Origin of the sequence: Pseudomonas sp. X4 (genome assembly GCF_040784925.1) — a bacterium.
In the GTDB taxonomy this organism is placed as follows: domain Bacteria; phylum Pseudomonadota; class Gammaproteobacteria; order Pseudomonadales; family Pseudomonadaceae; genus Aquipseudomonas; species Aquipseudomonas putida_Z.
Window position 1 is genome coordinate 5,483,904 of sequence record NZ_CP160798.1, and the last position, 23,085, is coordinate 5,506,988.

The 23,085-nt window shown below is 64.9% G+C and carries 23 protein-coding genes and 1 riboswitch; of the genes, 15 read left to right on the forward strand and 8 right to left on the reverse strand.

Features of this window, described 5'->3' with window-relative positions:
• Positions 1 to 110: 110 nt before the first annotated feature.
• The 7 genes from ABX298_RS24380 to ABX298_RS24410 all read left to right on the forward strand — a co-directional run bounded on the left by ABX298_RS24380 (position 111) and on the right by ABX298_RS24410 (position 7,701).
• Positions 111 to 1,439, forward strand: a complete 1,329-nt coding sequence (locus tag ABX298_RS24380; protein ID WP_075045328.1) for a hypothetical protein — start codon at positions 111 to 113, stop codon at positions 1,437 to 1,439.
• Positions 1,440 to 1,471: 32 nt separating this feature from the next.
• The gene (locus ABX298_RS24385) at positions 1,472 to 3,709 is read left to right on the forward strand and encodes an Ig-like domain-containing protein (protein WP_084785193.1); all 2,238 of its coding nucleotides are present in this window, start codon (positions 1,472 to 1,474) and stop codon (positions 3,707 to 3,709) included.
• Positions 3,710 to 3,724: 15 nt separating this feature from the next.
• Complete coding sequence (locus ABX298_RS24390; RefSeq protein WP_025339292.1) at positions 3,725 to 4,198, forward strand: curlin; 474 nt, start codon at positions 3,725 to 3,727, stop codon at positions 4,196 to 4,198.
• A gap of 15 nt (positions 4,199 to 4,213) precedes the next feature.
• A complete protein-coding gene (locus ABX298_RS24395) occupies positions 4,214 to 5,659 on the forward strand; it encodes a curlin (protein ID WP_286099955.1) in 1,446 nt (481 codons plus the stop codon).
• Between the two features lie 226 nt (positions 5,660 to 5,885).
• Positions 5,886 to 6,533: a DNA oxidative demethylase AlkB gene (gene alkB / locus ABX298_RS24400; RefSeq protein WP_075046985.1), complete on the forward strand. Its 648-nt coding sequence runs from the start codon at positions 5,886 to 5,888 to the stop codon at positions 6,531 to 6,533.
• 169 nt (positions 6,534 to 6,702) lie between these two features.
• Positions 6,703 to 6,990, forward strand: coding sequence for a hypothetical protein (locus tag ABX298_RS24405; protein ID WP_075045331.1), 288 nt, complete (start codon positions 6,703 to 6,705; stop codon positions 6,988 to 6,990).
• A 96-nt stretch (positions 6,991 to 7,086) separates the two neighbouring features.
• Positions 7,087 to 7,701, forward strand: coding sequence for a Yip1 family protein (locus ABX298_RS24410; protein ID WP_075045332.1), 615 nt, complete (start codon positions 7,087 to 7,089; stop codon positions 7,699 to 7,701).
• Between the two features lie 19 nt (positions 7,702 to 7,720).
• Here the strand turns inward: ABX298_RS24410 and ABX298_RS24415 are convergent, their stop codons facing one another.
• The 6 genes from ABX298_RS24415 to ABX298_RS24440 form a co-directional block, all read right to left on the reverse strand.
• Entirely contained in the window at positions 7,721 to 7,981 is a 261-nt protein-coding gene (locus ABX298_RS24415) for a DUF1652 domain-containing protein (RefSeq protein ID WP_025339297.1), read from the reverse strand.
• A 184-nt stretch (positions 7,982 to 8,165) separates the two neighbouring features.
• A complete protein-coding gene (locus ABX298_RS24420; RefSeq protein WP_367393760.1) occupies positions 8,166 to 9,095 on the reverse strand; it encodes a DNA-3-methyladenine glycosylase in 930 nt (309 codons plus the stop codon).
• A gap of 154 nt (positions 9,096 to 9,249) precedes the next feature.
• On the reverse strand, positions 9,250 to 10,137 hold the full coding sequence (locus ABX298_RS24425; RefSeq protein WP_025339299.1) for a pirin family protein: 888 nt from the start codon (positions 10,135 to 10,137) through the stop codon (positions 9,250 to 9,252).
• A gap of 96 nt (positions 10,138 to 10,233) precedes the next feature.
• Positions 10,234 to 11,208, reverse strand: coding sequence for a hypothetical protein (locus ABX298_RS24430; protein ID WP_286099959.1), 975 nt, complete (start codon positions 11,206 to 11,208; stop codon positions 10,234 to 10,236).
• A gap of 64 nt (positions 11,209 to 11,272) precedes the next feature.
• The gene (locus tag ABX298_RS24435) at positions 11,273 to 12,157 is read right to left on the reverse strand and encodes an alpha/beta fold hydrolase (RefSeq protein ID WP_075045335.1); all 885 of its coding nucleotides are present in this window, start codon (positions 12,155 to 12,157) and stop codon (positions 11,273 to 11,275) included.
• Between the two features lie 21 nt (positions 12,158 to 12,178).
• Entirely contained in the window at positions 12,179 to 12,808 is a 630-nt protein-coding gene (locus ABX298_RS24440; protein WP_025339302.1) for a LysE family translocator, read from the reverse strand.
• Positions 12,809 to 12,933: 125 nt separating this feature from the next.
• Here ABX298_RS24440 and ABX298_RS24445 point away from each other — a divergent pair, with 125 nt between their 5' ends.
• From ABX298_RS24445 to ABX298_RS24480, 8 genes are all read left to right on the forward strand, one after another.
• Positions 12,934 to 13,413 carry an N-acetyltransferase family protein gene (locus ABX298_RS24445; protein ID WP_367393761.1) on the forward strand — a complete coding sequence of 160 codons (480 nt, stop codon included), beginning with the start codon at positions 12,934 to 12,936 and terminating at the stop codon, positions 13,411 to 13,413.
• A 281-nt stretch (positions 13,414 to 13,694) separates the two neighbouring features.
• A riboswitch (cobalamin riboswitch) is annotated at positions 13,695 to 13,919 on the forward strand.
• 92 nt (positions 13,920 to 14,011) lie between these two features.
• Positions 14,012 to 14,200, forward strand: a complete 189-nt coding sequence (locus tag ABX298_RS24450; protein WP_025339304.1) for a CbtB domain-containing protein — start codon at positions 14,012 to 14,014, stop codon at positions 14,198 to 14,200.
• Positions 14,201 to 14,209: 9 nt separating this feature from the next.
• Entirely contained in the window at positions 14,210 to 14,896 is a 687-nt protein-coding gene (locus ABX298_RS24455) for a CbtA family protein (protein WP_075045338.1), read from the forward strand.
• Positions 14,896 to 15,282, forward strand: a complete 387-nt coding sequence (locus ABX298_RS24460) for a cobalamin biosynthesis protein (RefSeq protein WP_085692502.1) — start codon at positions 14,896 to 14,898, stop codon at positions 15,280 to 15,282. The genes ABX298_RS24455 and ABX298_RS24460 overlap by 1 nt, the downstream gene beginning before the upstream one ends.
• A 31-nt stretch (positions 15,283 to 15,313) precedes the next feature.
• On the forward strand, positions 15,314 to 16,066 hold the full coding sequence (gene cobM / locus ABX298_RS24465) for a precorrin-4 C(11)-methyltransferase (protein WP_075045339.1): 753 nt from the start codon (positions 15,314 to 15,316) through the stop codon (positions 16,064 to 16,066).
• Between the two features lie 66 nt (positions 16,067 to 16,132).
• Positions 16,133 to 16,375, forward strand: a complete 243-nt coding sequence (locus ABX298_RS24470) for a DUF1272 domain-containing protein (RefSeq protein ID WP_075045340.1) — start codon at positions 16,133 to 16,135, stop codon at positions 16,373 to 16,375.
• A 230-nt stretch (positions 16,376 to 16,605) separates the two neighbouring features.
• Positions 16,606 to 17,220 (forward strand): response regulator transcription factor, encoded by a 615-nt coding sequence (locus ABX298_RS24475; protein WP_075045341.1) that lies wholly within the window; start codon positions 16,606 to 16,608, stop codon positions 17,218 to 17,220.
• A gap of 13 nt (positions 17,221 to 17,233) precedes the next feature.
• A complete protein-coding gene (locus tag ABX298_RS24480; protein WP_367393762.1) occupies positions 17,234 to 20,503 on the forward strand; it encodes a transporter substrate-binding domain-containing protein in 3,270 nt (1,089 codons plus the stop codon).
• Here the strand turns inward: ABX298_RS24480 and ABX298_RS24485 are convergent.
• Together ABX298_RS24485 and ABX298_RS24490 are read right to left on the reverse strand one after the other, a co-directional pair.
• Positions 20,478 to 21,797 carry a PAS domain-containing methyl-accepting chemotaxis protein gene (locus ABX298_RS24485; protein ID WP_075045343.1) on the reverse strand — a complete coding sequence of 440 codons (1,320 nt, stop codon included), beginning with the start codon at positions 21,795 to 21,797 and terminating at the stop codon, positions 20,478 to 20,480. The two genes, ABX298_RS24480 and ABX298_RS24485, sit on opposite strands and share 26 nt — an antisense overlap.
• A 138-nt stretch (positions 21,798 to 21,935) precedes the next feature.
• The gene (locus ABX298_RS24490; RefSeq protein WP_025339312.1) at positions 21,936 to 22,955 is read right to left on the reverse strand and encodes a LacI family DNA-binding transcriptional regulator; all 1,020 of its coding nucleotides are present in this window, start codon (positions 22,953 to 22,955) and stop codon (positions 21,936 to 21,938) included.
• Positions 22,956 to 23,085 lie beyond the last annotated feature (130 nt).

Sequence of the window (23,085 nt, forward strand, 5' to 3'; positions counted from 1 at the left end):
CCCTTGCCCTGCAAGGGCTACAGCGCATTTTTTCCGGCTTGGCACGCCTATTGCCGATCTCCTGCCAGACGCCCCAAGTCCATGGGCCCGTTTGCAGGAGGAAATGACTCATGCACCGACCGATACCCCACCCGCTGGCAGTGGCGATTTTCGCCGGCATGCTCCAGCTCCCGGCGCAGGCTGCCTTGAACGCTGTCGATCCAGGCGCCTATGTGCCCGCCAACGGCGGCTTCCCCGCCTGGTATCAGGACAGCCACGGTCGTACCCTCGACCTGTGCCTGACCAAGGCAGTCAGCTCGCGGGTGCCTGGCGCGCCCGGCGCACCGTCGTACATGTGCACGCTGCTGCCTACCCCCGGCGTGTTCGACGATACCCAGCCCATCGTCTTCCCCACCAACTTCCCTGACGAGGCGTTCTGGTTCACCGCCGACGCCGCCATCGTTGACGCCACCCGCGGCATCGATCTCAGCTACGGCACCGCGATCGAAGCGGCATTTGCCGCCGAAGAACCGGTCGACGGCGACCAGGTCAGCTTCGCCCGGGTGCGTATCCGGGTCGACGTGCCAACCGCCGGCACCTACGTGGTCACTCACCCCTACGGCGTTGAAGTGTTCGACGTACCTGCGGCCGGGCGCCGGGCGATCAACATGACCCGCGACATCGGCATTGCCGGCGCAGGTGATTTCACCGGTGCCCTGAAAGGCGATGTCGGGCCATTCCTGCGCAGTGTCAACGGCCCCTACACCGAAGGCAGCGAGCGTTTCATCGGCGACCCGAACCTGGAAGAACGGGTGACCGGCAGCCCGTTCAACACCAATTACGTGCGCATCGAAGGCCCCGGCGGCATCGACCTGCGCACCGAGCTGTTCGCGGTTTCGGGCAAGCTTTCCGCAGTGGCCCTGCCAACCCCGCTGATGCCGCAACGCACTACCTACTCGCGGCATACCGAGAACGGCGACCTGCGCGCCCAGCAGGACATCTTCGTGATGGCCCCGCCACCACCGGCCAGCGTCACCCTGACCAGCCAGACCCCCAACCTGAACCTCACCGAGGCCAACGGTACCGGCGCCTGGTACGCCCAGTCGGTGCTCGACCCGGCCGCCGGGACGATCCTGACGCTGACCGCCGACAACAGCGTGGCGATCCCCACCAGCAGCCTGACCACCGCCAACGTGCCGCTGACCGACCTGGTCACCATCACCCAGGCCCAGTACCGCCTGTCCACCGGCGAGCTGACCCTGGTGGCCAGCACCAGCGACGAAACCACGCCGCCAGTGCTCACCGCACATACCGGCAACGGCGCGCTGATCGGCAACCTGAGCGGAACTGGCGCCGTGAAGACGCTGAGCACCAGCCTGTCGCCGATCCCGCCGGCCAAGGTGCAGGTCACCAGTGCCAATGGCGGTAGCGACACCGAAGACGTGGTGCTGGTGCCATGAACAGACAAAGGCTCAGCCTTCAAGGAGGCAGCATGAACACTTGGTCGCGCCGTGCGCTGTTGGCCGCCGGTTTCTCTCTTACCGTTACCAGCGCCGCGTTTGCCGCGCTGTCCGATGTCGACCCGGGGCCCTACACCTTCGCCACCGGTGGCTATCCGATGTGGTACAAGGACAGCCTCGACCAGTCCCTGGAGCTGTGCCAGTCCCGTGCCACCAGTACGCGAGCACCCGGCGCGCCAGGGGCACCCGCCTACATGTGTACCTTGTTGCCCGAGCCCGGCATCTATGACGATGCCCTGCCGTTGGTGTTCCCGGACAACTGGCCGCCAGAGATGTTCTGGTTCCTGGCTGAAACAGCCATTCCGCAGGTCGGCAACAGCGGCTACGAGCTGGAGGTCTATGTAGCCGGGGTGGAGGCAGCCTTCGCCGCTGAAAACCCGGTCGATGGTGACCAGCAAAGCTTCGCCCGCATCCGCATCCGTGCTTCGGTCCCAAGTACCGGTACCTACACCATCACCCACCCTTACGGGGTGGAGACGGTCAACGTCACCACGGCTGGGCGCCGGGCGATCAACATCACCCGGGACATAGGCATTGGTGCTCCTGGCAACTTCCGGGGAGCGCTGGCGGGGGCGATCGGCCCTTGGCTGAAGGGTGTTGGCGGGCCTTACACCGCGGTCAACCCCGATACCGGCGCCATCGAAACCTACATCGGCGACCCCAATATCACCGAAGCGGTGACCGGCAGCCCCTTCAATACCAACTTCGTGCGCATTCAAGGCCCCGCTGGCACCATCCAGACCAACACCTTCACTGTTTCAGGCAAGGTACTGGACCAGCGTGCCCAGACCCCGGTCAGCCTGGAACGCGCCACCTACTCGCGCAATGCCACCGGCACCCGCACGGAAGTGTTCGCCAAGGCGCCCAGCGCAGCCAGCCTGTGCATGCGCAATGGCATCGCCCTGGTCGGCACCCCGCCTTCGCCGTGCCAGTACACCCTCACCGCCGACAACAACGGGCTGTTCTTCCACCAGCAGTTCGGCCAGGAAGCACCGCCTGCAGTGGTGGTGGTCACCGCCAGCAACAGCGCCGGCGGCACTCAGCCGACCGCGCTGTCGAGCAAGCTCACCGACGTGGTCAAGGTCAGCACCGCACGCTACGACTGGGCCAACAAGCGCCTGCTGATCGAGGCCAGTTCCAGTGATGAGGTGGCGATCCCCGACCTGCTCGCCCAGGGCTACGGTCGCCTGTCCAAGGCAGGCACGCTGCAGAGCCTGACCGTCAACGACGTACCGCAGCCGCCGGCCACCATCACGGTCAAGTCGGCACGTGGCGGCAGCGATGTCGAACCGGTGGTCGTGGTCGGCAACGCACCGGTCGAGGCGGCCAACCAGCCACCACTGGCCCAGGCCGATATCGGCAGCACCAGCGTCGGTATCCCGATCACCCTCAACCTGCTGCAGAACGACAGCGACCCGGACGGCAACGTACCGCTGACCATCAGCGACCTGACCCAGCCCGGTACCGGCCTTGGCGGCGTGGTGATGAACGGCACCACCTCGGTCACCTACACCCCGCCAGCCGGGGCCACGCAACCCGTGGTGGCCACCTTCAGCTACCGGGCGGTGGACGCCAAGGGCCTGAAGTCGGAACCGGCTACTGTCACCATCAACGTAGCGCCCAACCGGGCACCAACCGCCAACCCGGAAACCGTCGCCACCCTGGGCGTGCCATTGACCATCAACGTGCTGGCCAACGACACCGATCCGGAAGGCAACGTGCCGCTGACTGTCCCTGCTACCTCCCTCACCCAGCCGGCTACCGGTCGGGGCACCGTCAGCACCGACGGCACCACGGTGACCTACACCCCACCGGCCACGGTGACCACCGCCTTCACCACCACCTTCACCTACCAGGCGCGTGACTCGCTGGGGGCGCTGTCCAACCCCACTACCGTCACCGTCAACGTGTCGCCACGGCCCGCCGCCGAAACCTTCGCGGTCACGGCAGCCACGGTCACGGCACGCTCCAACAACCGTTACAACTGGGACCTCAGCGGTACCTCGTCGGTCACCACCGGCAACACCGTCACCGTGCGGGTTACCACGACTACCGGCGTGCAGACCCTTGGCACCGCCACGGTAGCGCTGACCGGCCGCTGGCGCCTGGCGGTGAGCAATAGCACCACGATCATCCCGACTGCGGCACCGACGGCGACGATCACCACCAGCCAGGGCACCACACGCACCGTCAACGTAACCGTGCAGTAAAGGCCGGAGGTTGCAATGAAACGCCTGTACCCCCTGCTGCTCGGCCTGGCCCTGGTGGGCCAGGCCTGCTGGGCCGACGACCTGCTGGACAATGCCGACCTCGCGCCCGGCAACGACCTCGGCGACCCGGTGATCATCCGCCTGCTGCCGGCCGGCGCCGGCCAGGCTGCAGTGATCGAGCAGCAAGGCGCGGGCAACCGCGCCGCCCTCGACCAGAACGGCCAGGCCCTGCTGGGCCGCATCGTCCAGGCCGGAGGCGCGCAGGAAGCGTACATCTTGCAGGAAGGTAGTGACCTGATGGCCATCATCAGCCAACAGGGAAATGGCAACAGCGCGTCGATCCGCCAAAGCGGCAGCAGCAACAGCGCGGCCATCGAGCAGATCGGCAACGACAACAGCGCCAGCATCGTGCAGTCCGGCACTGGCCTCAACAGCTCCGTGACCCAGGCCGGCAATGGCCAGCACGTTCAGATCACCCAATACCGATAGCCCTGGAGGCACCCCATGTACAAGCTCGCTCCGTTAAGTGCCGCTATAGTCCTGGCCCTTGCAGGTCAGGCCATGGCTGCTGACAGCACCTCGTCCCAGACCCAGGACGGCAAGGAAAACATCGCCGAAGTCAGCCAGTCCCTGGCGCCATTCGCCTCGGCCACCCAGACCCAGACCGGCAAGGGCAACAACCACCTGGCGGTGCAATCCGAGAGCACCAGCGATATCCAGCAGAGCGCCAACGGCCAGTACAACGCCGGCTACGCCGACCAACTGTTCGAGAACGGCAGCCAGGTCACCCAGCACGCCAGCGGCAGCTACAACGATGCCTTCGTCAGCCAGTCGCTGGGCCTGGGCAACCAGTCGCTGCAAACCCAGCAAGGCGCCGAAAACACCTCGACCGTGTGGCAGGACAGCCAGGAAGGCAGCAAGGCCACCACCTGGCAATCCGGCCAGCGCAACGAAGCTTTCATCGAGCAGACCTTTGGTGGCAGCAACAACAGCAGCAGCATCAACCAGACCGGCCAGGACAACTACGCCGCCGCCGAGCACCTGAGCTACGTCGATGGCGATATCCAGGTCTACCAGGATGGCAAAGGCAACTGGGCGTATGGCGACCAGCGCGACGGCACCGGCGGCACCATCGGCATAGGCCAGTACGGTGGCGGCAACTCGGTGGAAGTGTGGCAGGACAACCAGACTGCCAGCCAGGCATCGGTAACCCAGTCCGGCCAGCTGAACGAAGGCTATATCGACCAGAGCTTCGGCATGAACAACAAGGTCAGCCTGTCGCAACAGGGCACGGCCAACGCCAGCTGGTCGGACCAGTTCGAGACCAACAACTCGAACACCACCATCACCCAGACCGGTAGCAACAACCTGCATTTCACCTACCAGAACGGTGAAAACCTCAACCTGACCATCAACACCAAGGGCAATGGCAACAGCGTCACTGCCAGCAACTGGAAAGGCGCCAAGATGGGCGGCCAGTTCGGTACCAACCAGAACGCCACCATCAACCAGAACGGCAATGGCAACGGCGCCAACCTGACCCAGAACGGTGACAACCAGCTGGCCACGCTGACCCAGAAAGGTACCGGCAACCAGATGGAGACCAAGCAGGCCGACATGAACAACGAGCTGTACTTCGAACAGAACGGCACTGACAACATCCTGATCGCCGACCAGCGTGGCACCGAAAACTATGCCTACGGCAACAGCCAGGGCAACGGCAACGTCATCAACCTGGACCAGTCCGGCTACAGCAACCAGAGCTACACCAATCAGCTGTACGGTGGCGGCAACGAAGCCACCATCAAGCAGGTTGACAGTTACAACGTCGCCTACGTGACCCAGGGAGGCCAGGGCAACAAGGCGTACGTCGACCAGAGCGGTGTCACCCAGACCGCGACCATCAGCCAGCTGGGCAGCGCGAACGTGGCCACCGTGACCCAGCAGTAGATCGCTCCCCCCTTGAACCGCGGTGCTCCTCTCCCTGGTGCCGCGGTTCCTTTTTATTCCTGTCAGAACCTCTTTTTCTTGCCGACCTGTTCGCGGGCACGCCCACACACAGGTACTCAACCGCCGTCAAAGCCTGCGCCAACCCTGTGGGAGCGGGCATGCCCGCGAATAGGCCAAGCCTGCCAAGCGCATTACAATGGTCCACACCCCAACCGATGCCTGCCCCATGATCCAGTCCGACCTCGACCTGTTCGGCCCCCAGCCGCAACGCCTGGCCAGCCACACCGTGCTGCTGCCCGGCTTCGCCCTGGCCGAGATCGAGCCTCTGCTCGATGCCCTGCGCCCGGTGCTGCGTGCCGCGCCGTTCCGGCACATGCACACCCCGGGCGGCCTGCGCATGGCGGTAGGGTTGACCAACTGCGGCACGCTGGGTTGGGTCAGTGACGAACACGGCTACCGCTACAGCCCCTGCGACCCGCTCAGCGGCAAACCCTGGCCCGCCCTGCCCCCCGTGTTGCTCGAGCTGGCCAACCGCGCCGCGGCCATGGCCGGGTTCGACGGCTTCGTGCCGGATGCCTGCCTGGTCAACCATTACCTGCCGGGCACCCGCCTGAGCCTGCACCAGGACCGCGACGAGCAGGACTTCGGCCAACCGATCGTGTCGGTGTCGCTGGGCTTGCCGGCGGTGTTCCTGTTCGGTGGCCTGCAGCGCGCCGACAAGACCCAGCGCATCCCACTGAGCCATGGCGATGTGCTGGTCTGGGGTGGCGAGGACCGCTTGCGCTTTCACGGCGTGCTCCCGATCAAGCCCGGCGTGCATCCGCGCCTGGGTGAACGGCGGATAAACCTGACCTTGCGCAAGGCCGGTGGCTGAATCGGACCAACGGCCCGCCACCCGGCGCAAACAGGATGAACGCGCATGAAACACGTTGAACATCTTGGCCAGGCAAGCTTCAAACGATATGCCATGCCCTCTTCAGCCTGGAGCCCGCCATGCCCTGCCAGCCCTGTTCCCCAACCCCTCACAGCGGAGCCGCGCGCCCATGAAAATGCCCTGCCGCGCGCCCAATTCCTCACTGCAACTCGATTACGTACGCGACACCCTGTTCGGCCCGGTGGCACAAAGCGTGGAATGCCAGTGCCAACTCGCCGCCCTCAACCTGCAAGGCCGCCCGGGCCTGCGCCTGCACATCTGCCCGCCGCTGCCCGACAAGGTCGACCGTGCCCACAGCGTGGCCTTCGTCTGGGACGGGCGCAGCTACCACGGTGTGGTCCGCGATCAGGGCAAGTGCGGTGATGGCGGCCTCAACCTGCTGCTGGAACTGCTGTAAGACGATCAACGGCGATCAACCCGGCTGAACCCAGCGGGCGCGTCACGTCTCCATAGCAAAAGGGCCCATGCCTGCCGGAGAACGCGGAGAACGCCAATGAACAGTCCGTTGCTCAAGCTCTTCACTCACCCCGCCGACGCCTGGCTGGATATTCGCCGGGCCGAGGAAGACCACCCGCAGCAGTATCTGCCGCGCCTGCTGGCCCTGGCATTGATCCCCGCGGTGTGCCTGTTCGTCGGCACCACCACCTTCGGCTGGAGCCTGGCGGCCGAGGAGCGGGTGCGCCTGAGCATGGCCAGCGCCGCGCAACTGGCGGGCCTGCTCTATGCCACCACGGTTGTCGGGGTGATGTTGATGGGCACGATGATCCGCTGGATGTCGCGCGGTTTCGATGCGCAGCCCAGCCTCAACCAGTGCATCGGCTTTGCCGCCTACTGCGCCACGCCATGGTTCTTTGCCGGGGTGGTCGGCTTGCTGCCGATCCGCTGGCTCGCCCTGGCGGCGCTGCTGGCTGCCTCGGCCTATGCCAGTGTGTTGCTGTATGGCGGGTTGCAGACCTTCCTGCGCCTGAAGAAGGAACAGGCCATGCTGTTCGCTACCTGCGTGTGGGGCGTGGGGTTGCTGCTGCTGGTGACCATCCTGGTGGCGATGATCCTGTTCTGGTTCAACGGCCTGATGCCGGAATATGTGCGCCCGGCCAGCCTGGGCTGACCGGGGCGCGGCAGGCGCCTCAGGCGATCGCCTTGAGTGGCGCCGGGTGGCTGTCACGCAGCGCGTGCAGCTGCCCCACCAGGTTGACCAGGTCGCGGCAACTGTTGAGGCTATGCAGGGGGACCCCGCTCAGGGTCACGCCCTCGTCGAGACTCTGGCCCTGACCTAGGCGGATGGTCAGGTTGGCGCCGTCCGTGCAGCTGACTTCGCAACGGTCGGGCAGGCAGGCCTGCTCGATCATCTGCCGCATTTCTAGCATCGAAACTCCTATCAACGACATGGTATGACCCTCTCTTTGGGATGGCCTGTTGTGTGAGTACGCCTTTGTCGGGCGAGGCGCCAATTGATATTGCGCATGCCGGAGCAGGCGTCCATGCGCCTGGGCAATGATCATGCGGGGAATCCGCTAGCACCTTAGTGGAAGATTGCCTGCGCAGTTCGAGTGTTCGAACGCGATGGCGGACTTAGCGACGAGCGGTGCCGGCAGGCCCCAGCGATGCCCACAGATGCTGCGCCGCATAGGCTCGCCACGGTCGCCAGGCCAAAGCTCGTTGCGCCAGTTGGGCGTCGTCGCCTTCGAGCAGGCGCAACGCCTTGATCAGCGCCACGTCGCCCAGCGGCAAGGCATCGGCCGCGCCGGCCTGGCGCAACGCCAGGTAGTGCGCGCTCCAGGGGCCGATCCCCTTGAGTTGGCACAGGTTGCGCAGCAGTTCATCCAGCACCTGCCCGCGGCGTAGCAGCCCGGGCTCGGCCAGCAAGGCACTGGCCAGCGTGCCCAGGGTGGCGGCGCGCGCCCGCGGCATGCCCATATCCTCGAACTGCGCAGCCGCCAATACCGGCAGCGCCGGAAACACGTGGCTCAGGCCTGGTGCGGGCCAGCGCAAGGGCACGCCGTGGCGTTGCACCAGGCGGCCGGCCAGGGTCATGGCACCGGCCACACTGACCTGCTGGCCCAGCACAGTGCGCATGGCCTGCTCGCAGGCGTCCCAGCCTTGTGGCACGCGCAGGCCCGGGCGCTCCTGTAGCAGGCGGGCCATCAGCGGATCGCGGGACAGTTCGGCATTGATGCGCGCGGGGTCGGCATCGAGGTCGAAGACCCGCCTCAGCCTGGCGGTCAGGCCGGGTAGCGCGTGGGCCGGGACGCCTTCAAGGCGGACCCGCAGGTACTGGCTGCCCGAAGGTGTGGCGTGCAAGACGGCGTGGCGGCCGGCAATTGCCAGGGTACGGCGGTAGGTGCCGTCGAGGCAGGTCTCGATGCCGGGGATGCAGCGGGCAGCGAGGAAGGCCAGCGTCGAGGGCCAGTGGTAAGGGGCGCGGTAGCGCAGCCACAGGGTGTGGTGGCCGGGGGTGGGCAATGATCGGCGCACGGCGCGCAGGGGGGTGAGCTTGGGCATGGCTGCATCATGCCAGCAAATGTAATACCTGTACCGGCCCTATCGCCGGCAAGCCAGCTCCCACAGGTACAGCGACAATCTCGAGAGCATCGCTGTACCTGTGGGAGCTGGCTTGCCGGCGATAGGGCCGGACAAGCCATTCAATCAACCAGGATCAATGCGCCGCACCGTCCCGTGCATCCTGCATCTGCCCGAACCGCCCGGCATGGAAGTCGTCGAACGACTCGGCAATTTCTGCCTGGCTGTTCATCACGAACGGGCCATAGCCCACGATCGGCTCGTCGATCGGTTCACCGCTCAGCAGCAGCAGGCTGGCACCTTCCAACGCTTCGACGGCAACATCCTCACCGCCGCGGTCAAGCAGCACCAGGCTGGATGGGCCGGCTTCGCGCTCGCCGTTGATCCGCACATTACCGCGCAACACCACCAGCGCCGCATTGCGGCCGGCGGCAACCGGCAGCTGCAAGGTTGCACCGGCATTCAGGCGCATGTCCCAGACATCCATGGCGGTAAAGGTTCGCGCCGGCCCCGAATGCCCACGATATTCACCTGCAATCACCCGCAGGCTGCCGCCCTCGCCGTCCAGCGCCACCACCGGGATGTCCTCGGCCAGCAGCGTCTGGTAGCCAGCCGCTGCGCGCTTGTCCCGTGCCGGCAGGTTGACCCACAGCTGTACCATCTCCAGCGTACCGCCAGTGCGGGCGAAGCCTGGGGAGTGGAACTCTTCATGGATGATGCCGTTGGCAGCAGTCATCCACTGCACGTCACCGGGGCCGATCAAGCCGCCAGCGCCGGTAGAGTCGCGGTGCTCCAGCTCGCCCTGGTAAACGATGGTCACGGTCTCGAAGCCGCGGTGCGGGTGCTGGCCAACGCCGCGCCGCGCACTGGTCGGGGTGAAGTCATGAGGGCCGGCATAGTCCAGCAGCAGGAACGGGCTGATCTTGCTGGCCAGGTTGTCGTAGGTGAACAGGCTGCGCACCGGGAAACCATCACCTACCCAGTGGGCGTGGGGGCTGCGGTGAATACCCAGAATCGTTTTCATGAGAAGGCTCCTCTCTTGGTTGAGATAACCTTACCAGTGATACCAATCAGGCAATAGCTAGCTAAAATGGCATGCATTGTCTCATTTAAAGGACAATCAGAAAAACACGGCGTGAAGTATCGGATGCCCCGTGTACTGCGACCTCAACCAATGCTCCAGCTTCAACGAAAAGGCTTGCCCCCGCACCCTGAGTTCCCGATAGACCGGATCCGCCATTGCCTGGCCCGGGGTCAGTCTGTCCAGATGGCGGCGATTTTCCACCGAGGATATCAACTCGAGAAAGACTGCGTAGTCTTCGAACAGAGCCACGCTATAGGGGTTGGAATGACCGAGCTTTGCCAGGCGTTGCAAAGGGGTGAGGGCCAGCAACTGTTGAAGGCGCAAGACCTTCGACGGCGCAGGGAGGCCGTGGGCCTCGGCAATCGCCACGATGCCGCCTGCAAAAAGCAGTTTTCGCGAAAATTGCAGTTTGATATTGCGTACACCCCACGCCTTGCCTTCGGCCCTCTTTTCCTCGAAGTTCGCCATGAGGGTGCGGTAGTAGCGGATCAGGTCGTTAAGCAGGAACCTGGCAAGCCCGCTTCCATGATCGTCAGGTACATAACGGCACAGCAGGTCATGCTGCCACCAGGCAAAGGCCTCATGCCCGAAGAGGGATCGGCCTTCGAGCAACATCAGCATTCGCCTGGTCAGCGCAGTATTGTCTTCGCACTTCCAGCCGATGTGTTCGCTCAAGTCCGAGTACAGCGCCAACGCCCCACGGCCGAATTTAGCCTCGTCGCTTTCTCCCGGATGGCTGATGGGCCGGACAAGGTCGCTGACCTGGCGCAATATGTCGTCCAGACGACCCGCCGGCAAACTGCTGTCATGCACGATGAAAAAGTCGATGTCCGAAACAGGGGAAACCTCGCATCGACCATAGGAGCCCACGCTGACCACAGCCAGTGGTGACCGCCCCACCAGCGGTGCAAGCGTGCTGTATATGGCCTGCCTGAGTGACTCGATTGTCTTGCAGGAGTAGTTGTAGCGTTCTTGCAGATACGATGGCTGTAGCAAGGTCTTGCTGGTCATGTTCGTACGCTCGGGCAAAGCCCAAGGTTACTCACGCCTTTGCACCCGGTGCTGTCTGGAAAAACTATCCCGCCGGCCCCTGCAGCAGGAACGCCTGCACTTCTTCGGCACACGCCTCAGGATGTTCCTGCATGAAGCAGTGCCCACCTGCAACCTGCCTGGCGGTCACCTGAGGGTTGAGCGCCGCCAGGCGGCTCACCGAATGGGGCACGAAGGGGTAGGTGTGCTCGCCGAACAGCACCCGCGTGGGCGTGCGGATCGCCGTCAGGCTTGCCCACATGCGCTTGGGGAAGGAACTGAAGATTTCCACTTCGCGGCTGGGCCGGCACTTGAGCACTACCGCTTCGCCACACTCGCCGATGGCATGCTCGACGTAGGCCCGCAGCGCCGCATCGGTCCACCCCTTGAAGATACCCCGCCCATGCAGCGACGCCAGGGCTGCCTCGCGGTCGGGCCAGTGGCTGCGACGGCTGGCGGCCTTGCGCGCCAGGGCGTGACGCTGATGCAAGCCGACCAGGGCTGCCACCCCCATCACACCCAGCATGCGCCGGCTGAACAGTACCGGGTCAAGCAGCACGGCACGGGTGAACAGCTGCGGTTCACTGGCCAGGATCAGGCCGGTGAGCACGCCACCGAAGCTGTGCCCGACGGCAAAGCGCGGTACGTCGCCATACTCGCCCCGCCCGGCTGCGAAAGCCTCCACCGCCAGCGCAGCGGTGCGGTTCCAGCCACGAAAAACCCCGCCATGGTCACTGTCACCATGGCCCTGGACATCGCTGAGCCACAGGTCGAAATGTTCGCCCAGGCGCATCAGCAATGGCTGGTAGGCAAGGCAGCAGAAGCCGTTGCCGTGCAGAAAATGCAGCAGCGGCTTGCCACTGGCCGGGGTTCGCCAGCCACGCAGGGTGAAGCCTTCGGCGCATTCGTGGGACCAGGGGATCAACTGCATCGGCTTGCTGTACTCGCGGGGTCAGGAAAACGCCGATTCTACAAACAGCAGCGGGTACAGTGAAATCACCAGCAACAAGGCCATCAGGACATTGAACAGCATCAGCCAGCGCGGGTTCTGCAACAGGTTGCGCAGGGCGCTGCCGAACATCACCCATACCCCCACGCTGGGCAGGTTGACCAGGGCAAACAAGGCGGCAATGACAATGACGTTGGTCACATAGCCTTGCGCCGGCGTGTAGGTGGTGATTGCACCGACTGCCATCACCCAGGCCTTGGGGTTGACCCACTGGAACGCCGCCGCTCCCCAGAAGCCCAGCGGTTTGCGGGCACTGGACGAGGCTGTGCCGACCGGCCCGGAGGTGGCGATCTTCCAGGCGAGGTAAAGCAGGTAGGCGGCGCCGGTGTAACGCAGTACCGTGTACAGCGGCGGCCAGGCCTTGAACACCTCGCCCAGGCCCAGGCCAACGGCCAGCACCATTACCATGAAACCGACGCTGATCCCCATGGCGTGCGGGATGGAGCGGCGCACACCGAAGTTGACGCCCGAGGCCAGCAGCATGGTGTTGTTGGGGCCAGGAGTGATGGAGGACACGAAGGCAAACAGCACGAAGGCGGTGAGCAGGTCGGCAGAGGCAAGCATGGCAGGCATTCCACATTCTTTATGGGTGCTGTCACACTAACGGAGTCGCCCTCCTCTGCGACCGATACAGTTTCACTAAATTGTGTAGATACACATCGCTGTACCGCTACCACCAGACCAAGGAAGCCGTCACCATGAGCCTTACCATTCGCCCTGCCGTTCGCGCCGATGCCGAGCAGATCCTGGCCTTCATCACCGAACTGGCCGAGTACGAACGCGCTCGCCACGAGGTGATCGCGAGCGTTGCCGATATCGAGCACAGCCTTTTTGGCGAGGGCAGCACCGTGCACAGCCTGATTTGCGAGCGCGATGGCCGGGCAATCGGCTTTGCCGTGTATTTCTACAGCTACTCGACCTGGCTCGGGCGCAACGGCATCTACCTGGAAGACCTGTACATAACGCCCGAGCAGCGCGGCGACGGTGCCGGGCGGCAATTGCTGCGGCATATTGCACGCGAAGCGGTGGCGAATGATTGCGGGCGGCTGGAATGGAGCGTGCTGGACTGGAACGAGCCCGCGATCGGCTTCTATCAGAAGCTGGGGGCCGAAGCACAGGATGAGTGGGTGCGCTACCGGCTGGACGGGGAGAAGCTGGCGGCGTTTGCCCGGGGCTGACCGGGAGCGCTTCGCAATCCCTGTGGGAGCGGCCTTGTGTCGCGAAAGGGCTGCAAAGCAGCCCCAGCAATTTCAACTGTCACGCATCAATCCTGGGGCCGCTTTGCGGCCCTTTCGCGACACAAGGCCGCTCCCACAAGTACAGCGACAACCTCGAGAGCAGCGCTGTACCTGTGTAGGCTTTAGCCGCGAACACCGACGCAGCCGGTGCTATGCACAGAGTACCCGCAGCGCCCGCAAACTCGATTCTGGCAATTGACGGCAGCCCCGCCCCATGGTCTCCTTATGCCTCGCGTTCAGGTGCCCCCGATGGGGGTGAAACGGGAAACCGGTGCGTCACAGGCCCTCCAGCAGGGCCGGACAAGGCCGGTGCTGCCCCCGCAACGGTAAGCGAGCGAAGCGTCTGTACCACTGTGCCCGATCACCCGGCATGGGAAGGTGACGCCTTCCAGGAGCCTGGCTCCTCCTCGCAAGCCCGGAGACCGGCCTGGCGTTCATGAACACCCCGCGGTGGGCGGGCGCTGTTGCATTCCCCTGGGCTGCCACGCTCGGGGCTGCCGCGCTTGCCCGTTGCCCACAAAAAGCAGAGGAACGCGTCATGCCCGTCACCAGCGCCAAGCAACACAGCATCACCACCCCCGTCACCCTCAGCCAGCGTGTCGTCATCGCCGTCGGCGCCAGCCTGCTGGGCCTGTGCCTGGTGTACTTCGCCGGCTTCTCGCACATCGAGGCCGTGCACAACGCCGCCCACGACACCCGCCACAGCGCCGCCTTCCCCTGCCACTGAGTACGCCCGATGATCACACGCATTGCCCGTACCGCGGGCTTCAGCGGGTTGCTGGCGGCCTTGCTGCTGACCTTGCTGCAAAGCTTCTGGGTCGCCCCGCTGATTCTCGAGGCAGAAACCTACGAATCCTCGGCCCCGGTCGCCCAGCACGAGCATGCCGGCGAAGTGGCCGCCCATGAACACAGCGCCGAAGCCTGGTCGCCGGAAGATGGCTGGCAGCGGGTGCTGTCCACCACTGGCGGCAACCTGGTGGTCGCGGTCGGCTTCGCCCTGATCCTCACCGCCCTGTACAGCCTGCGCGAACCCAAGCGTGCCGGCACTGGCGCACTGTGGGGCCTGGCGGGCTTCGCCGTGTTCTGCCTGGCCCCGACCCTGGGCCTGCCGCCGGAACTGCCAGGTACTGCAGCCGCCGACCTGGGGCAACGCCAGGCCTGGTGGATCGGCACCGCCAGCGCCACCGCGCTGGGCCTTGCCCTGCTGGTATTCGCCCGCCACTGGTTGCTGAAGGCGCTGGGCGCCGTGCTGCTGGTCATTCCCCATGTGATCGGTGCGCCGCAACCCGAGGTGCACGAGAGCTTGGCCCCCGCCGCACTGGAAACCCAGTTCAAAGTGGCCTCCTGGCTGACCAACGCCGCCTTCTGGCTGGCCCTGGGCCTGCTCAGCGCCTGGCTGTTCCGGCGCTCCAGCCAGGCCTGATGCCTGCCTTTTACGCCGGCTTCGGCTGCCGCCGGGGTTGCCCGGCGGACACGCTGGAAACCTTGCTACGCCAGGCCCTGGCCAACCAGGGCCTGGCGTTGGCCGGCCTGCACGGTATCGCCAGCATCAGCCTGAAGGCCGACGAACCCGGCTTGCAGCAACTGGCCGAACGCCTCGGCGTGCCCTTGGTGTTGTACGATACCGCGCAGTTGCAACCCTACGAACTCCAGCTCAGCCACCGCTCCGCCGCTGCCCATGCCCACTGCGGCTGCTGGGGCGTGGCGGAGAGCGCGGCACTGGCGCTGGCCAGCCAGCGGCTCGGCACGGCCAGGTTGCTGCTGACGCGCCAGGTACTGGGCCCGGCTACCCTCGCCCTGGCCTGTTGAACGTTCCCCCTCTTTCCTGCAAGGACTTTCCATGACGGTCTACTTCATCGGCGCCGGCCCCGGCGACCCGGAACTGATCACAATCAAGGGCCAACGGCTGATCCGCCAGTGCCCGGTGATCATCTATGCCGGTTCGCTGGTGCCGGCCGCCGTGCTCGAGGGCCACCAGGCCGAGACCGTGATCAACAGCGCCGAACTGCACCTGGAACAAATCATCGCCGCCATGCGCAGTGCGCATGAGCAAGGCCTGGATGTGGCCCGGGTACACAGTGGCGACCCCAGCCTGTACGGCGCCATCGGCGAGCAGATCCGCCATCTGCAGGCGCTGGGCATCGATTACCAGATCATCCCCGGGGTCACCGCCACGGCGGCCAGCGCCGCCCTGCTCGGCTGCGAACTGACCCTGCCCCAGGTAGCGCAGACCGTTATCCTTACCCGCTATGGCGACAGTTCGCCGATGCCGCCCGGCGAGCAACTTGGCGACCTGGCGCGCCACGGCAGCACCCTGGCAATTCACCTGGGGGTCAAGCACCTGTCGCGTATCGTCGAAGAACTGCTGCCGCACTACGGCGCGCACTGCCCGGTGGCGGTGGTGCATCGCGCCACCTGGCCGGATCAGGACTGGGTGCGCGGCACCCTCGGCGATATCGTCGAACGCGTCGCGGCCAAGGGCTTCCGGCGCACGGCGCTGATCCTGGTCGGCCATGTGCTGGGCGACACACCGTTTGCCGAATCGGCCTTGTATCGCGCCGGGCATGCCCACCTGTATCGCCCTGCCGACTGAGCATTGCCAGGTTCGCCACGGGCGTAGCAGACTCCGGCTTCCCGCCTGCAAACAGGAGTCATGCCCATGCTGGACCTACGCCCAAACTGCGAGTGCTGCGATACCGACCTGCCGGGTGACAGCCCCGATGCGCTGATCTGCTCCTTCGAATGCACCTTCTGCCGCACCTGCGCCGAAACCCGTTTCCAGGGCCGCTGCCCGAACTGCACCGGCCAGTTGGTGGCACGCCCGACACGGGTCGGCCAGGCGCTGGTCAACAACCCTGCCTCGACCCAGCGCGTGAGCAAAGCACACTCCGCCTGCGCGTAAGCTACTTCAAAACATTCAAAAAACAGACATCGCCGCTTTGTCAGGGTGATGTCTTTCCCACGTTTTGTAGGACTTTTCAACAACTAGCCCGGGGACTTTCAACACTTCTATACTCGGCATTACCAAATTTCGGGAATGGTCGTATCGTGCAGCGCTTCCGATAACCCTACTTGCAGACGTATTCCTGAGTGATCCAGGAAGCGGACCACATCCTGACAGGAGTTTTCTTCATGACTACCGTGCTGATCGTCGACGACCACCCCATAGTGCGACTGTCCTTGAAAATGTTGCTCGAACGCGAGCGCTTCCAGGTCGTCGGCGAAGTCGGCGATGGCAGTGAAGTCACGCAGGAGGTCCGCAGACTGCGCCCGAACGTGGTCATCCTCGATATCGGCCTTCCGGGCCTGGACGGCATGGAAGTCATCAAGCGCCTCCAATGCCTGGAACCGGCCCCCAAGATCATGGTACTGACCGGCCAGGCCACCGATCTGTACGTGCGGCGCTGCCTGGATGCCGGCATTGGAGCCTTCGTCACCAAGGATGAAGACCACGAGGCCCTGCTGTTCGCCCTTAAGGCCCTGGTCAAGGGCTACTCGACCTTCCCGCAGATGTCGGTCAACAGCAACTCGCTGGAGAGCGAGCCCATGCGCCTGGCGAGCCTGTCCAACCGGGAAATGGAAGTGCTCAGGCGCCTGTCACGCGGCGAGAACAACAAGAATATCGGCACCTGCATGAACCTCAGTGCCAAGACCATCAGCACCTACCGGGGCCGCATCATGGAAAAGCTCAAGACCGAATCGCTGGTTGAGATGGTCGACCTGGCCAAGCGCAACAGCGTCTACTGAGCGCTCGGTGGCAATGAAGCGCCTGCTGGCAAGCGCCCTTCTGGTCATCGGCCTGGCCAGTTCCGGCGCGCTGCTGGCCAACAGCGAACCCCGCCAGTTGCTGGCGCGCTCGGTCAGCGCCGCCGCCCCGCTCGCGCTGTCCAGCGAAGAGCGGCAATGGCTCCAGCAACGCCAGCACCTGGTGCTTGGCAGCTCGCGGCCCGACTACCCACCGCTGGAAATCAATGTCAGCCAGCGCGACTATGAAGGCCTCAGCGCCGATTACGCAGGCATCATCGCTGAACAGCTGGGCACCACCATCGAAGTACGACGCTACGACAGCCGCCACGAAGCCATCGCTGCGCTACGCGACGGCCGTATCGACCTGCTGGGCAGCTCCAACGCCTTCGAGGCAGCGGATGCCCAGCTCAGCCTCAGTGCGAGCTACGCCGACGACCTGCCGGTCATCGTCACCCGCGAGGGGCACAGCCTGAAGAACACCCCCGACCTCGCCGGCCTGCGCCTGGCCATGGTCGATCATTACCTGCCGGCCAGCAGCGTCCGTAGCCTGTACCCCAAGGCGCAACTGAGCCTGTATCGCTCTACGCTGGCCGGGCTGGCCGCCGTCGAACTGGGCGAGGCCGACGCCTACCTGGGCGATGCCATCAGTACCGACTTCGCGATTGGCAAGAGTTACCAGGGCACACTGAAGATCGACCACTTCTGCCAGGTTGCCCCCGGGGCGTTTGCCTTTGCCCTGGCCAATGACAACCCGCGCCTGCGCCAGTTGGTCGACAAGGCGCTGGCGCGCATCAGCGAAAGCGAACGCCTGAACATCCTGCGCCGCTGGAGCAGTGGCAACACCAGCCTGCTGCTGCAACGCCACCTCACCGCCCTGACCGCCGAAGAAGACGCCTGGATCGCCGCCAACCCCAGCATCAGCGTGCTGGTCAACACATCGCTGGCGCCGCTGACCTTCAACGACGCCCAGCACCGCCCCAGCGGCATTACCCTCGACCTGCTCAAGCAGATCTCGCTGCGCACGGGGCTGAATTTCAAGCCGGTCGAAAGCCCGTCGGCGCAGGCAATGGTCGAGCGCCTGGCGCGCGGCGATGCGCAGATGATCGGCGCATTGGGCTATAGCGCAGACCGTTCTAAACAACTGCGCTATACCCGCCCCTACCTGGTCAGCCCGCGGGTGCTGGTCACCCGTGGCGACAATGCATTACCGGCGCAGACCATGGCGCTGGATGGCCAGCGCATCGCTCTGGTGCGCGGCTCGCCGCAACGGGCCGTGCTGCAACAACGCTACCCGCAGGCCAGGATGGTCGAAGTGGACAACCCGCTCGGCCTGATGGAAGCCGTGGCCAACGGTGCCGCCGACGTCGCCTTGAGCAGCCATATCAATGCCGCCTACTACATCAGCCATGTGTTCAAGGACCGCCTGCGCATTGCCAGCGTGCTCGACGACGACCCGGCCATCGCCGCCTTCGCCGTGGCCGCCGACCAGCCGCAGTTGCAGGCAATCCTCGACAAGGCGCTGCTGAGCATTCCACCCGAAGAGCTGGAGCAGTTGATCAACCGCTGGCGCACCACCACCCTGGTCAGTGACAGCCCTTGGCGCGACTACCGCACCCTGGCCTTGCAGGTGCTGGTGCTGTCGGCCTTGCTGCTGGCCGGGGTGGTGTTCTGGAACAGCTACCTGCGCAAGCTGATCAACCAGCGCACCGAGGCCCAGCATGCCCTGCAAGCGCAGCTGGCGCTCAGCCGCGGCCTGCTCGAGCAACTGCGCCAGGCCAAGGACGACGCCGAACAGGCCAGCCAGACCAAAAGCACCTTCCTGGCCACCATGAGCCATGAAATCCGTACCCCGATGAATGCCGTGATCGGCCTGCTGGAGCTGGCCCTGGAAGACAGCCGCGGCGGCCGTTGCGACACCCAGACCTTGCAGACCGCCCACGATTCGGCCATCGGCCTGCTTGAGCTGATTGGCGATATTCTCGACATTTCCCGCATCGAATCCGGGCACATCACCCTGCAGCCGGTGCCCACCAACCTGGTCGAACTGGTACGCGCCACCGTGCGGGTGTTCGAAGGCAATGCACGGGCCAAAGGCCTGCACTTGCACAGCGAGCTGCCCGCTGCGCCGGTCTGGGTACTGGCTGATCCGCTACGCCTCAAACAGGTCTTGTCCAACCTGATCAGCAACGCCATCAAGTTCACCGACCGCGGCGAAGTCCAGGCCAGCCTGCTGCTCTCGCCCGCCGACAATGACAGCCTGGCTGTGGAACTGAATGTGCGAGACACCGGTATCGGCATCGGCCCAGCCGACCAGGCCCGGCTGTTCAATGCCTTCGTCCAGGCCGATGGCCCCCGGGCACGCCAGGGTGCTGGCCTGGGGCTGGTCATCAGCCGCACCCTGGCCGAGTTGATGGGCGGCACCTTGAGCCTGCAGAGCGTCGAAGGCGTAGGTACCAAGGTGCAGGTCTGCGTGCGGCTGCCCGCGTGCGCAGCACCGGTACAGGTCGAACAGCACGCCCCGGAGCTGGAAAGCAGCAGCGGCCCGCTGAACATACTGGTGGTCGACGACTACCCCGCCAACCTGCTGCTGCTGGAGCGGCAACTGCATACCCTGGGGCATCGGGTCACGCTGGCAGAGAACGGGGAAATCGCGCTGGCACGCTGGCAGGCAGCGCGCTTCGACCTGGTGATCACCGACTGCAGCATGCCGGTCATGGACGGCCACGAACTGACCGGCCGCATCCGCAGCCTCGAGGGCGAACGCGGCCTGGCGGCATGCCGCATTCTCGGCGTCACCGCCAACGCCCAGGCCGAGGAGCGTGCCCGCTGCCTGGCCAGCGGCATGGACGAATGCCTGTTCAAACCCATTGGCCTGCGTACGCTCAAGGCCCACCTGCCCCACGCTCACCCCCGGCAACAGCCGCCAGCGCGGCGCGCCAGCGGGTTCAACCTTGGCGAACTGCGGCACCTGACCCAGGACGACGAACAACTGACGCGGAATTTGCTGGAACAGCTGGCACAAAGCGTCAGCGAAGACCTGGCCACCTTGCGCGCACTGGCAGCAGATGCCTCCGGCGAGGCTGTGCGCGCCCTGGCTCACCGGATCAAGGGTGGGGCGAAAATGCTCAAGGTACGCACGCTGGTCCACGATTGCGAAGCCATCGAACAGGCCCAAGGCCAAGGCCTGCCGACGACTGACCTGCGCCTGCAATTGCAGGCCAGCCTGGAGACCCTGCTGGACGAGTTGGGCGATGCGCTCAATGCAATTGCAGCGTCGAACTGATCTGGCTGATGGCGTTTACCACGTGCCGTGAACCCTGCTGGATTTCCATGATCACCGTGCCGGCCTCGTTGGCCAGCGCCACGCCATGATCGGTGCGTTTCAGGCTCGACTGCATGCTGGCCACGGCCAACAGCGACAGGTCGTGGTTCTGCCGCACCACGTCGACAATTTCCAGGGTGGCCTTGCTGGTTCGCGCCGCCAGGTTGCGCACCTCGTCGGCCACCACGGCAAAACCGCGCCCGTGCTCGCCGGCGCGGGCCGCCTCGATGGCCGCGTTCAAAGCCAGCAGGTTGGTCTGGTCGGCAATGCCACGGATGGTCAGCACGATCTGCCCGATCACATCCGACTGCTTGCTCACCGCATCGATGCTGCGGGCCGCGTCGTTGAGTTCATGGGAAATCTGCTCGATCACCTGTACCGCCTGCTGTACCACCTCGGTGCCCTTGCGCGCGCAGGCATCGGTCTGCACCGAACTGGCATGGGCAGCATCGGCGGCGCTTTGCTGGGTGCTGATCTGGCGGGTGATGTCGCTGGCGAACTTCACCACCTTGTACAAGCGGCCCTTGCTGTCGAAGATCGGGTTGTAGGACGCCTCCAGGTAGACCGTCCGGCCATGTTTGTCGACGCGTTCAAAACGGTGCGAATGGTATTCGCCGCGGTTGAGCGAAGCCCAGAACTCGCGGTACTCGGCCGATTCGCGCTCATGCGCCAGGCAGAACAGCCCGTGATGGCGGCCGACCACTTCGTCCAGGCGATAGCCCATGGTGTCGAGGAAGTTCTGGTTGGCCTTGATCACCCGGCCTTGCGGGGTGAATTCGATCACCGCCATGGAGCGGCCGATGGCCTTGAGCAGGCTTTCGCTCTCGTGCTCCTCCATCACCCGCTGGCTGATGTCGGATGCCACCTTGATCACGCTGGTGACCTGGCGCTGCTCGTCCAGCACCGGCATGTAGCTGGCTTCCAGCCAGACTTCGCGGCCGGCCTTGTCGATGCGCTCGAAGGTACCGCTGATGGCCTTGCCCTGCCCCAGTTCACGCCACAGTTGCTGGTATTCGGCGCTTTTCGCGTAGCCAGGGTCGCAGAACAGCCGGTGATGCTTGCCGCGCAACTCCTCGGCGCTGTAGCCCATGGCCTGGCAGAAGCGCTCATTGGCATCGAGGATCGTGCCGTCGGGGGTGAACTCGATCATTGCCATGGAGCGGCTGATCGCCGCCAGCTTGGCCTGCAAGCTGGCCAAGGCCTCATGACTGCGCTGGATCTCGACCAGATCGGACTTGCGGTGGAAATCGAACATGACGCCGGGCTCCTGTATGCGCGGTGTCCTGAGCATAGATCGCCGTTAGCGCCATGCAAGCACAGTGCTATCACCTTGTAATTAATGCATTCATAGTACGGAGCGCGCTTCTTGACCAGGATGGGCAAGCGTCCGGGCTCAGGAACTCTCCCGCACCATCAACTCGAAGCCCAGGTCCTGCTGCGCATTCGGCACCCGCTTGCCATCGAGCAACGCCAGCAGCGCCTGCGCAGCACCGCGCCCCACGGCGGCCCGAGGCGTGCGAATCGAGGTCAGCCGCGGCACCATGTGCGCCGAAGCCGGCAGGTCGTTGAAACCGACCATCGCCACCTGCCGCGGCACCTCCACCCCTTGGCGCAATGCCTGCAGCACCGCGCCCTGGGCCAGGTCGTCGTTGCAGAAGAAGATACCGTCGACATCCGGCGCCTGCTGCAGCAACTGGCTGAACAACGCGCTGCCCAGGGCAATGGAAGAAGGCTCCGGCGCCAGCACTTCCAGCTCGGCCGCCTGCAAGCCGGCCTCGGCCAATGCCTGGCGGAACCCTTCGGCACGCTGCATCACCCGCGGGTCGAGCTGCGCGGCAATAAACGCCAGGCGCTTGCGCCCGCGCTCGATCAGGTGGCGGGCCGCGGCGCGCCCGGCCTGCTGCTGCGAGAAGCCGACCGACAACGCCCCGGCCTCGCCATTCAGTTCCATCATGTGCACACAGGGCACGCCACTGGCCGCCAGCATCTGCCGCGATGCCTCGCTGCGCTCGAAACCGGTCAGCAGCATGCCGCAGGGCTGGTAGGCCAGGTAGTTGCGGATCAGGTTCTCTTCTTCGGCAAGATCGTAGTGATAGTTGCCGATCAGCACCTCGAGCCCACGCGGGCGCATGACCTCATGAATGGCTTCCAGCGTATCGATGAACAGCTGGTTGGACAGCGACGGGATCAACACCACCACCGACTGGCTGCGCGCCGATGCCAGGGCACGGGCCGCCGGGTTGGCCACGTAGCCAAGGCTCGCTGCGGCAGCAACGACCTTTTCCACCAGCTCCGGCGCAACCGTGCTGACCCCACGCAGGGCGCGGGAGGCGGTAATCGGGGAAACCCCGGAAAGCCTGGCAACTTCTGCCAGGGTGGGACGACCTGTGGTGCGGGAGCCGGTGCGGGACATGGATGTTGTAATTTTACTACTTGCAAGGAAAGGGAACGGCCACTAAGGTAGCGCTGTCTCAGGACGCAGGCAATGTAATCTTTGGTAGCAGCCACCGCGCGCTCGCCGCCAAGCGTCCATACTGCGTAAG

What these genes read in the sequence shown, in the direction of transcription:
- ABX298_RS24380 (WP_075045328.1), top strand. Translation starts at nt 111, where the DNA reads ATGCACCGACCGATACCCCACCCGCTGGCAGTGGCGATTTTCGCCGGC.
- ABX298_RS24385 (WP_084785193.1), top strand. Translation starts at nt 1,472, where the DNA reads ATGAACACTTGGTCGCGCCGTGCGCTGTTGGCCGCCGGTTTCTCTCTT.
- ABX298_RS24390 (WP_025339292.1), top strand. Translation starts at nt 3,725, where the DNA reads ATGAAACGCCTGTACCCCCTGCTGCTCGGCCTGGCCCTGGTGGGCCAG.
- ABX298_RS24395 (WP_286099955.1), top strand. Translation starts at nt 4,214, where the DNA reads ATGTACAAGCTCGCTCCGTTAAGTGCCGCTATAGTCCTGGCCCTTGCA.
- alkB (WP_075046985.1), top strand. Translation starts at nt 5,886, where the DNA reads ATGATCCAGTCCGACCTCGACCTGTTCGGCCCCCAGCCGCAACGCCTG.
- ABX298_RS24405 (WP_075045331.1), top strand. Translation starts at nt 6,703, where the DNA reads ATGAAAATGCCCTGCCGCGCGCCCAATTCCTCACTGCAACTCGATTAC.
- ABX298_RS24410 (WP_075045332.1), top strand. Translation starts at nt 7,087, where the DNA reads ATGAACAGTCCGTTGCTCAAGCTCTTCACTCACCCCGCCGACGCCTGG.
- ABX298_RS24415 (WP_025339297.1), bottom strand. Translation starts at nt 7,981, where the DNA reads ATGTCGTTGATAGGAGTTTCGATGCTAGAAATGCGGCAGATGATCGAG.
- ABX298_RS24420 (WP_367393760.1), bottom strand. Translation starts at nt 9,095, where the DNA reads ATGCCCAAGCTCACCCCCCTGCGCGCCGTGCGCCGATCATTGCCCACC.
- ABX298_RS24425 (WP_025339299.1), bottom strand. Translation starts at nt 10,137, where the DNA reads ATGAAAACGATTCTGGGTATTCACCGCAGCCCCCACGCCCACTGGGTA.
- ABX298_RS24430 (WP_286099959.1), bottom strand. Translation starts at nt 11,208, where the DNA reads ATGACCAGCAAGACCTTGCTACAGCCATCGTATCTGCAAGAACGCTAC.
- ABX298_RS24435 (WP_075045335.1), bottom strand. Translation starts at nt 12,157, where the DNA reads ATGCAGTTGATCCCCTGGTCCCACGAATGCGCCGAAGGCTTCACCCTG.
- ABX298_RS24440 (WP_025339302.1), bottom strand. Translation starts at nt 12,808, where the DNA reads ATGCCTGCCATGCTTGCCTCTGCCGACCTGCTCACCGCCTTCGTGCTG.
- ABX298_RS24445 (WP_367393761.1), top strand. Translation starts at nt 12,934, where the DNA reads ATGAGCCTTACCATTCGCCCTGCCGTTCGCGCCGATGCCGAGCAGATC.
- ABX298_RS24450 (WP_025339304.1), top strand. Translation starts at nt 14,012, where the DNA reads ATGCCCGTCACCAGCGCCAAGCAACACAGCATCACCACCCCCGTCACC.
- ABX298_RS24455 (WP_075045338.1), top strand. Translation starts at nt 14,210, where the DNA reads ATGATCACACGCATTGCCCGTACCGCGGGCTTCAGCGGGTTGCTGGCG.
- ABX298_RS24460 (WP_085692502.1), top strand. Translation starts at nt 14,896, where the DNA reads ATGCCTGCCTTTTACGCCGGCTTCGGCTGCCGCCGGGGTTGCCCGGCG.
- cobM (WP_075045339.1), top strand. Translation starts at nt 15,314, where the DNA reads ATGACGGTCTACTTCATCGGCGCCGGCCCCGGCGACCCGGAACTGATC.
- ABX298_RS24470 (WP_075045340.1), top strand. Translation starts at nt 16,133, where the DNA reads ATGCTGGACCTACGCCCAAACTGCGAGTGCTGCGATACCGACCTGCCG.
- ABX298_RS24475 (WP_075045341.1), top strand. Translation starts at nt 16,606, where the DNA reads ATGACTACCGTGCTGATCGTCGACGACCACCCCATAGTGCGACTGTCC.
- ABX298_RS24480 (WP_367393762.1), top strand. Translation starts at nt 17,234, where the DNA reads ATGAAGCGCCTGCTGGCAAGCGCCCTTCTGGTCATCGGCCTGGCCAGT.
- ABX298_RS24485 (WP_075045343.1), bottom strand. Translation starts at nt 21,797, where the DNA reads ATGTTCGATTTCCACCGCAAGTCCGATCTGGTCGAGATCCAGCGCAGT.
- ABX298_RS24490 (WP_025339312.1), bottom strand. Translation starts at nt 22,955, where the DNA reads ATGTCCCGCACCGGCTCCCGCACCACAGGTCGTCCCACCCTGGCAGAA.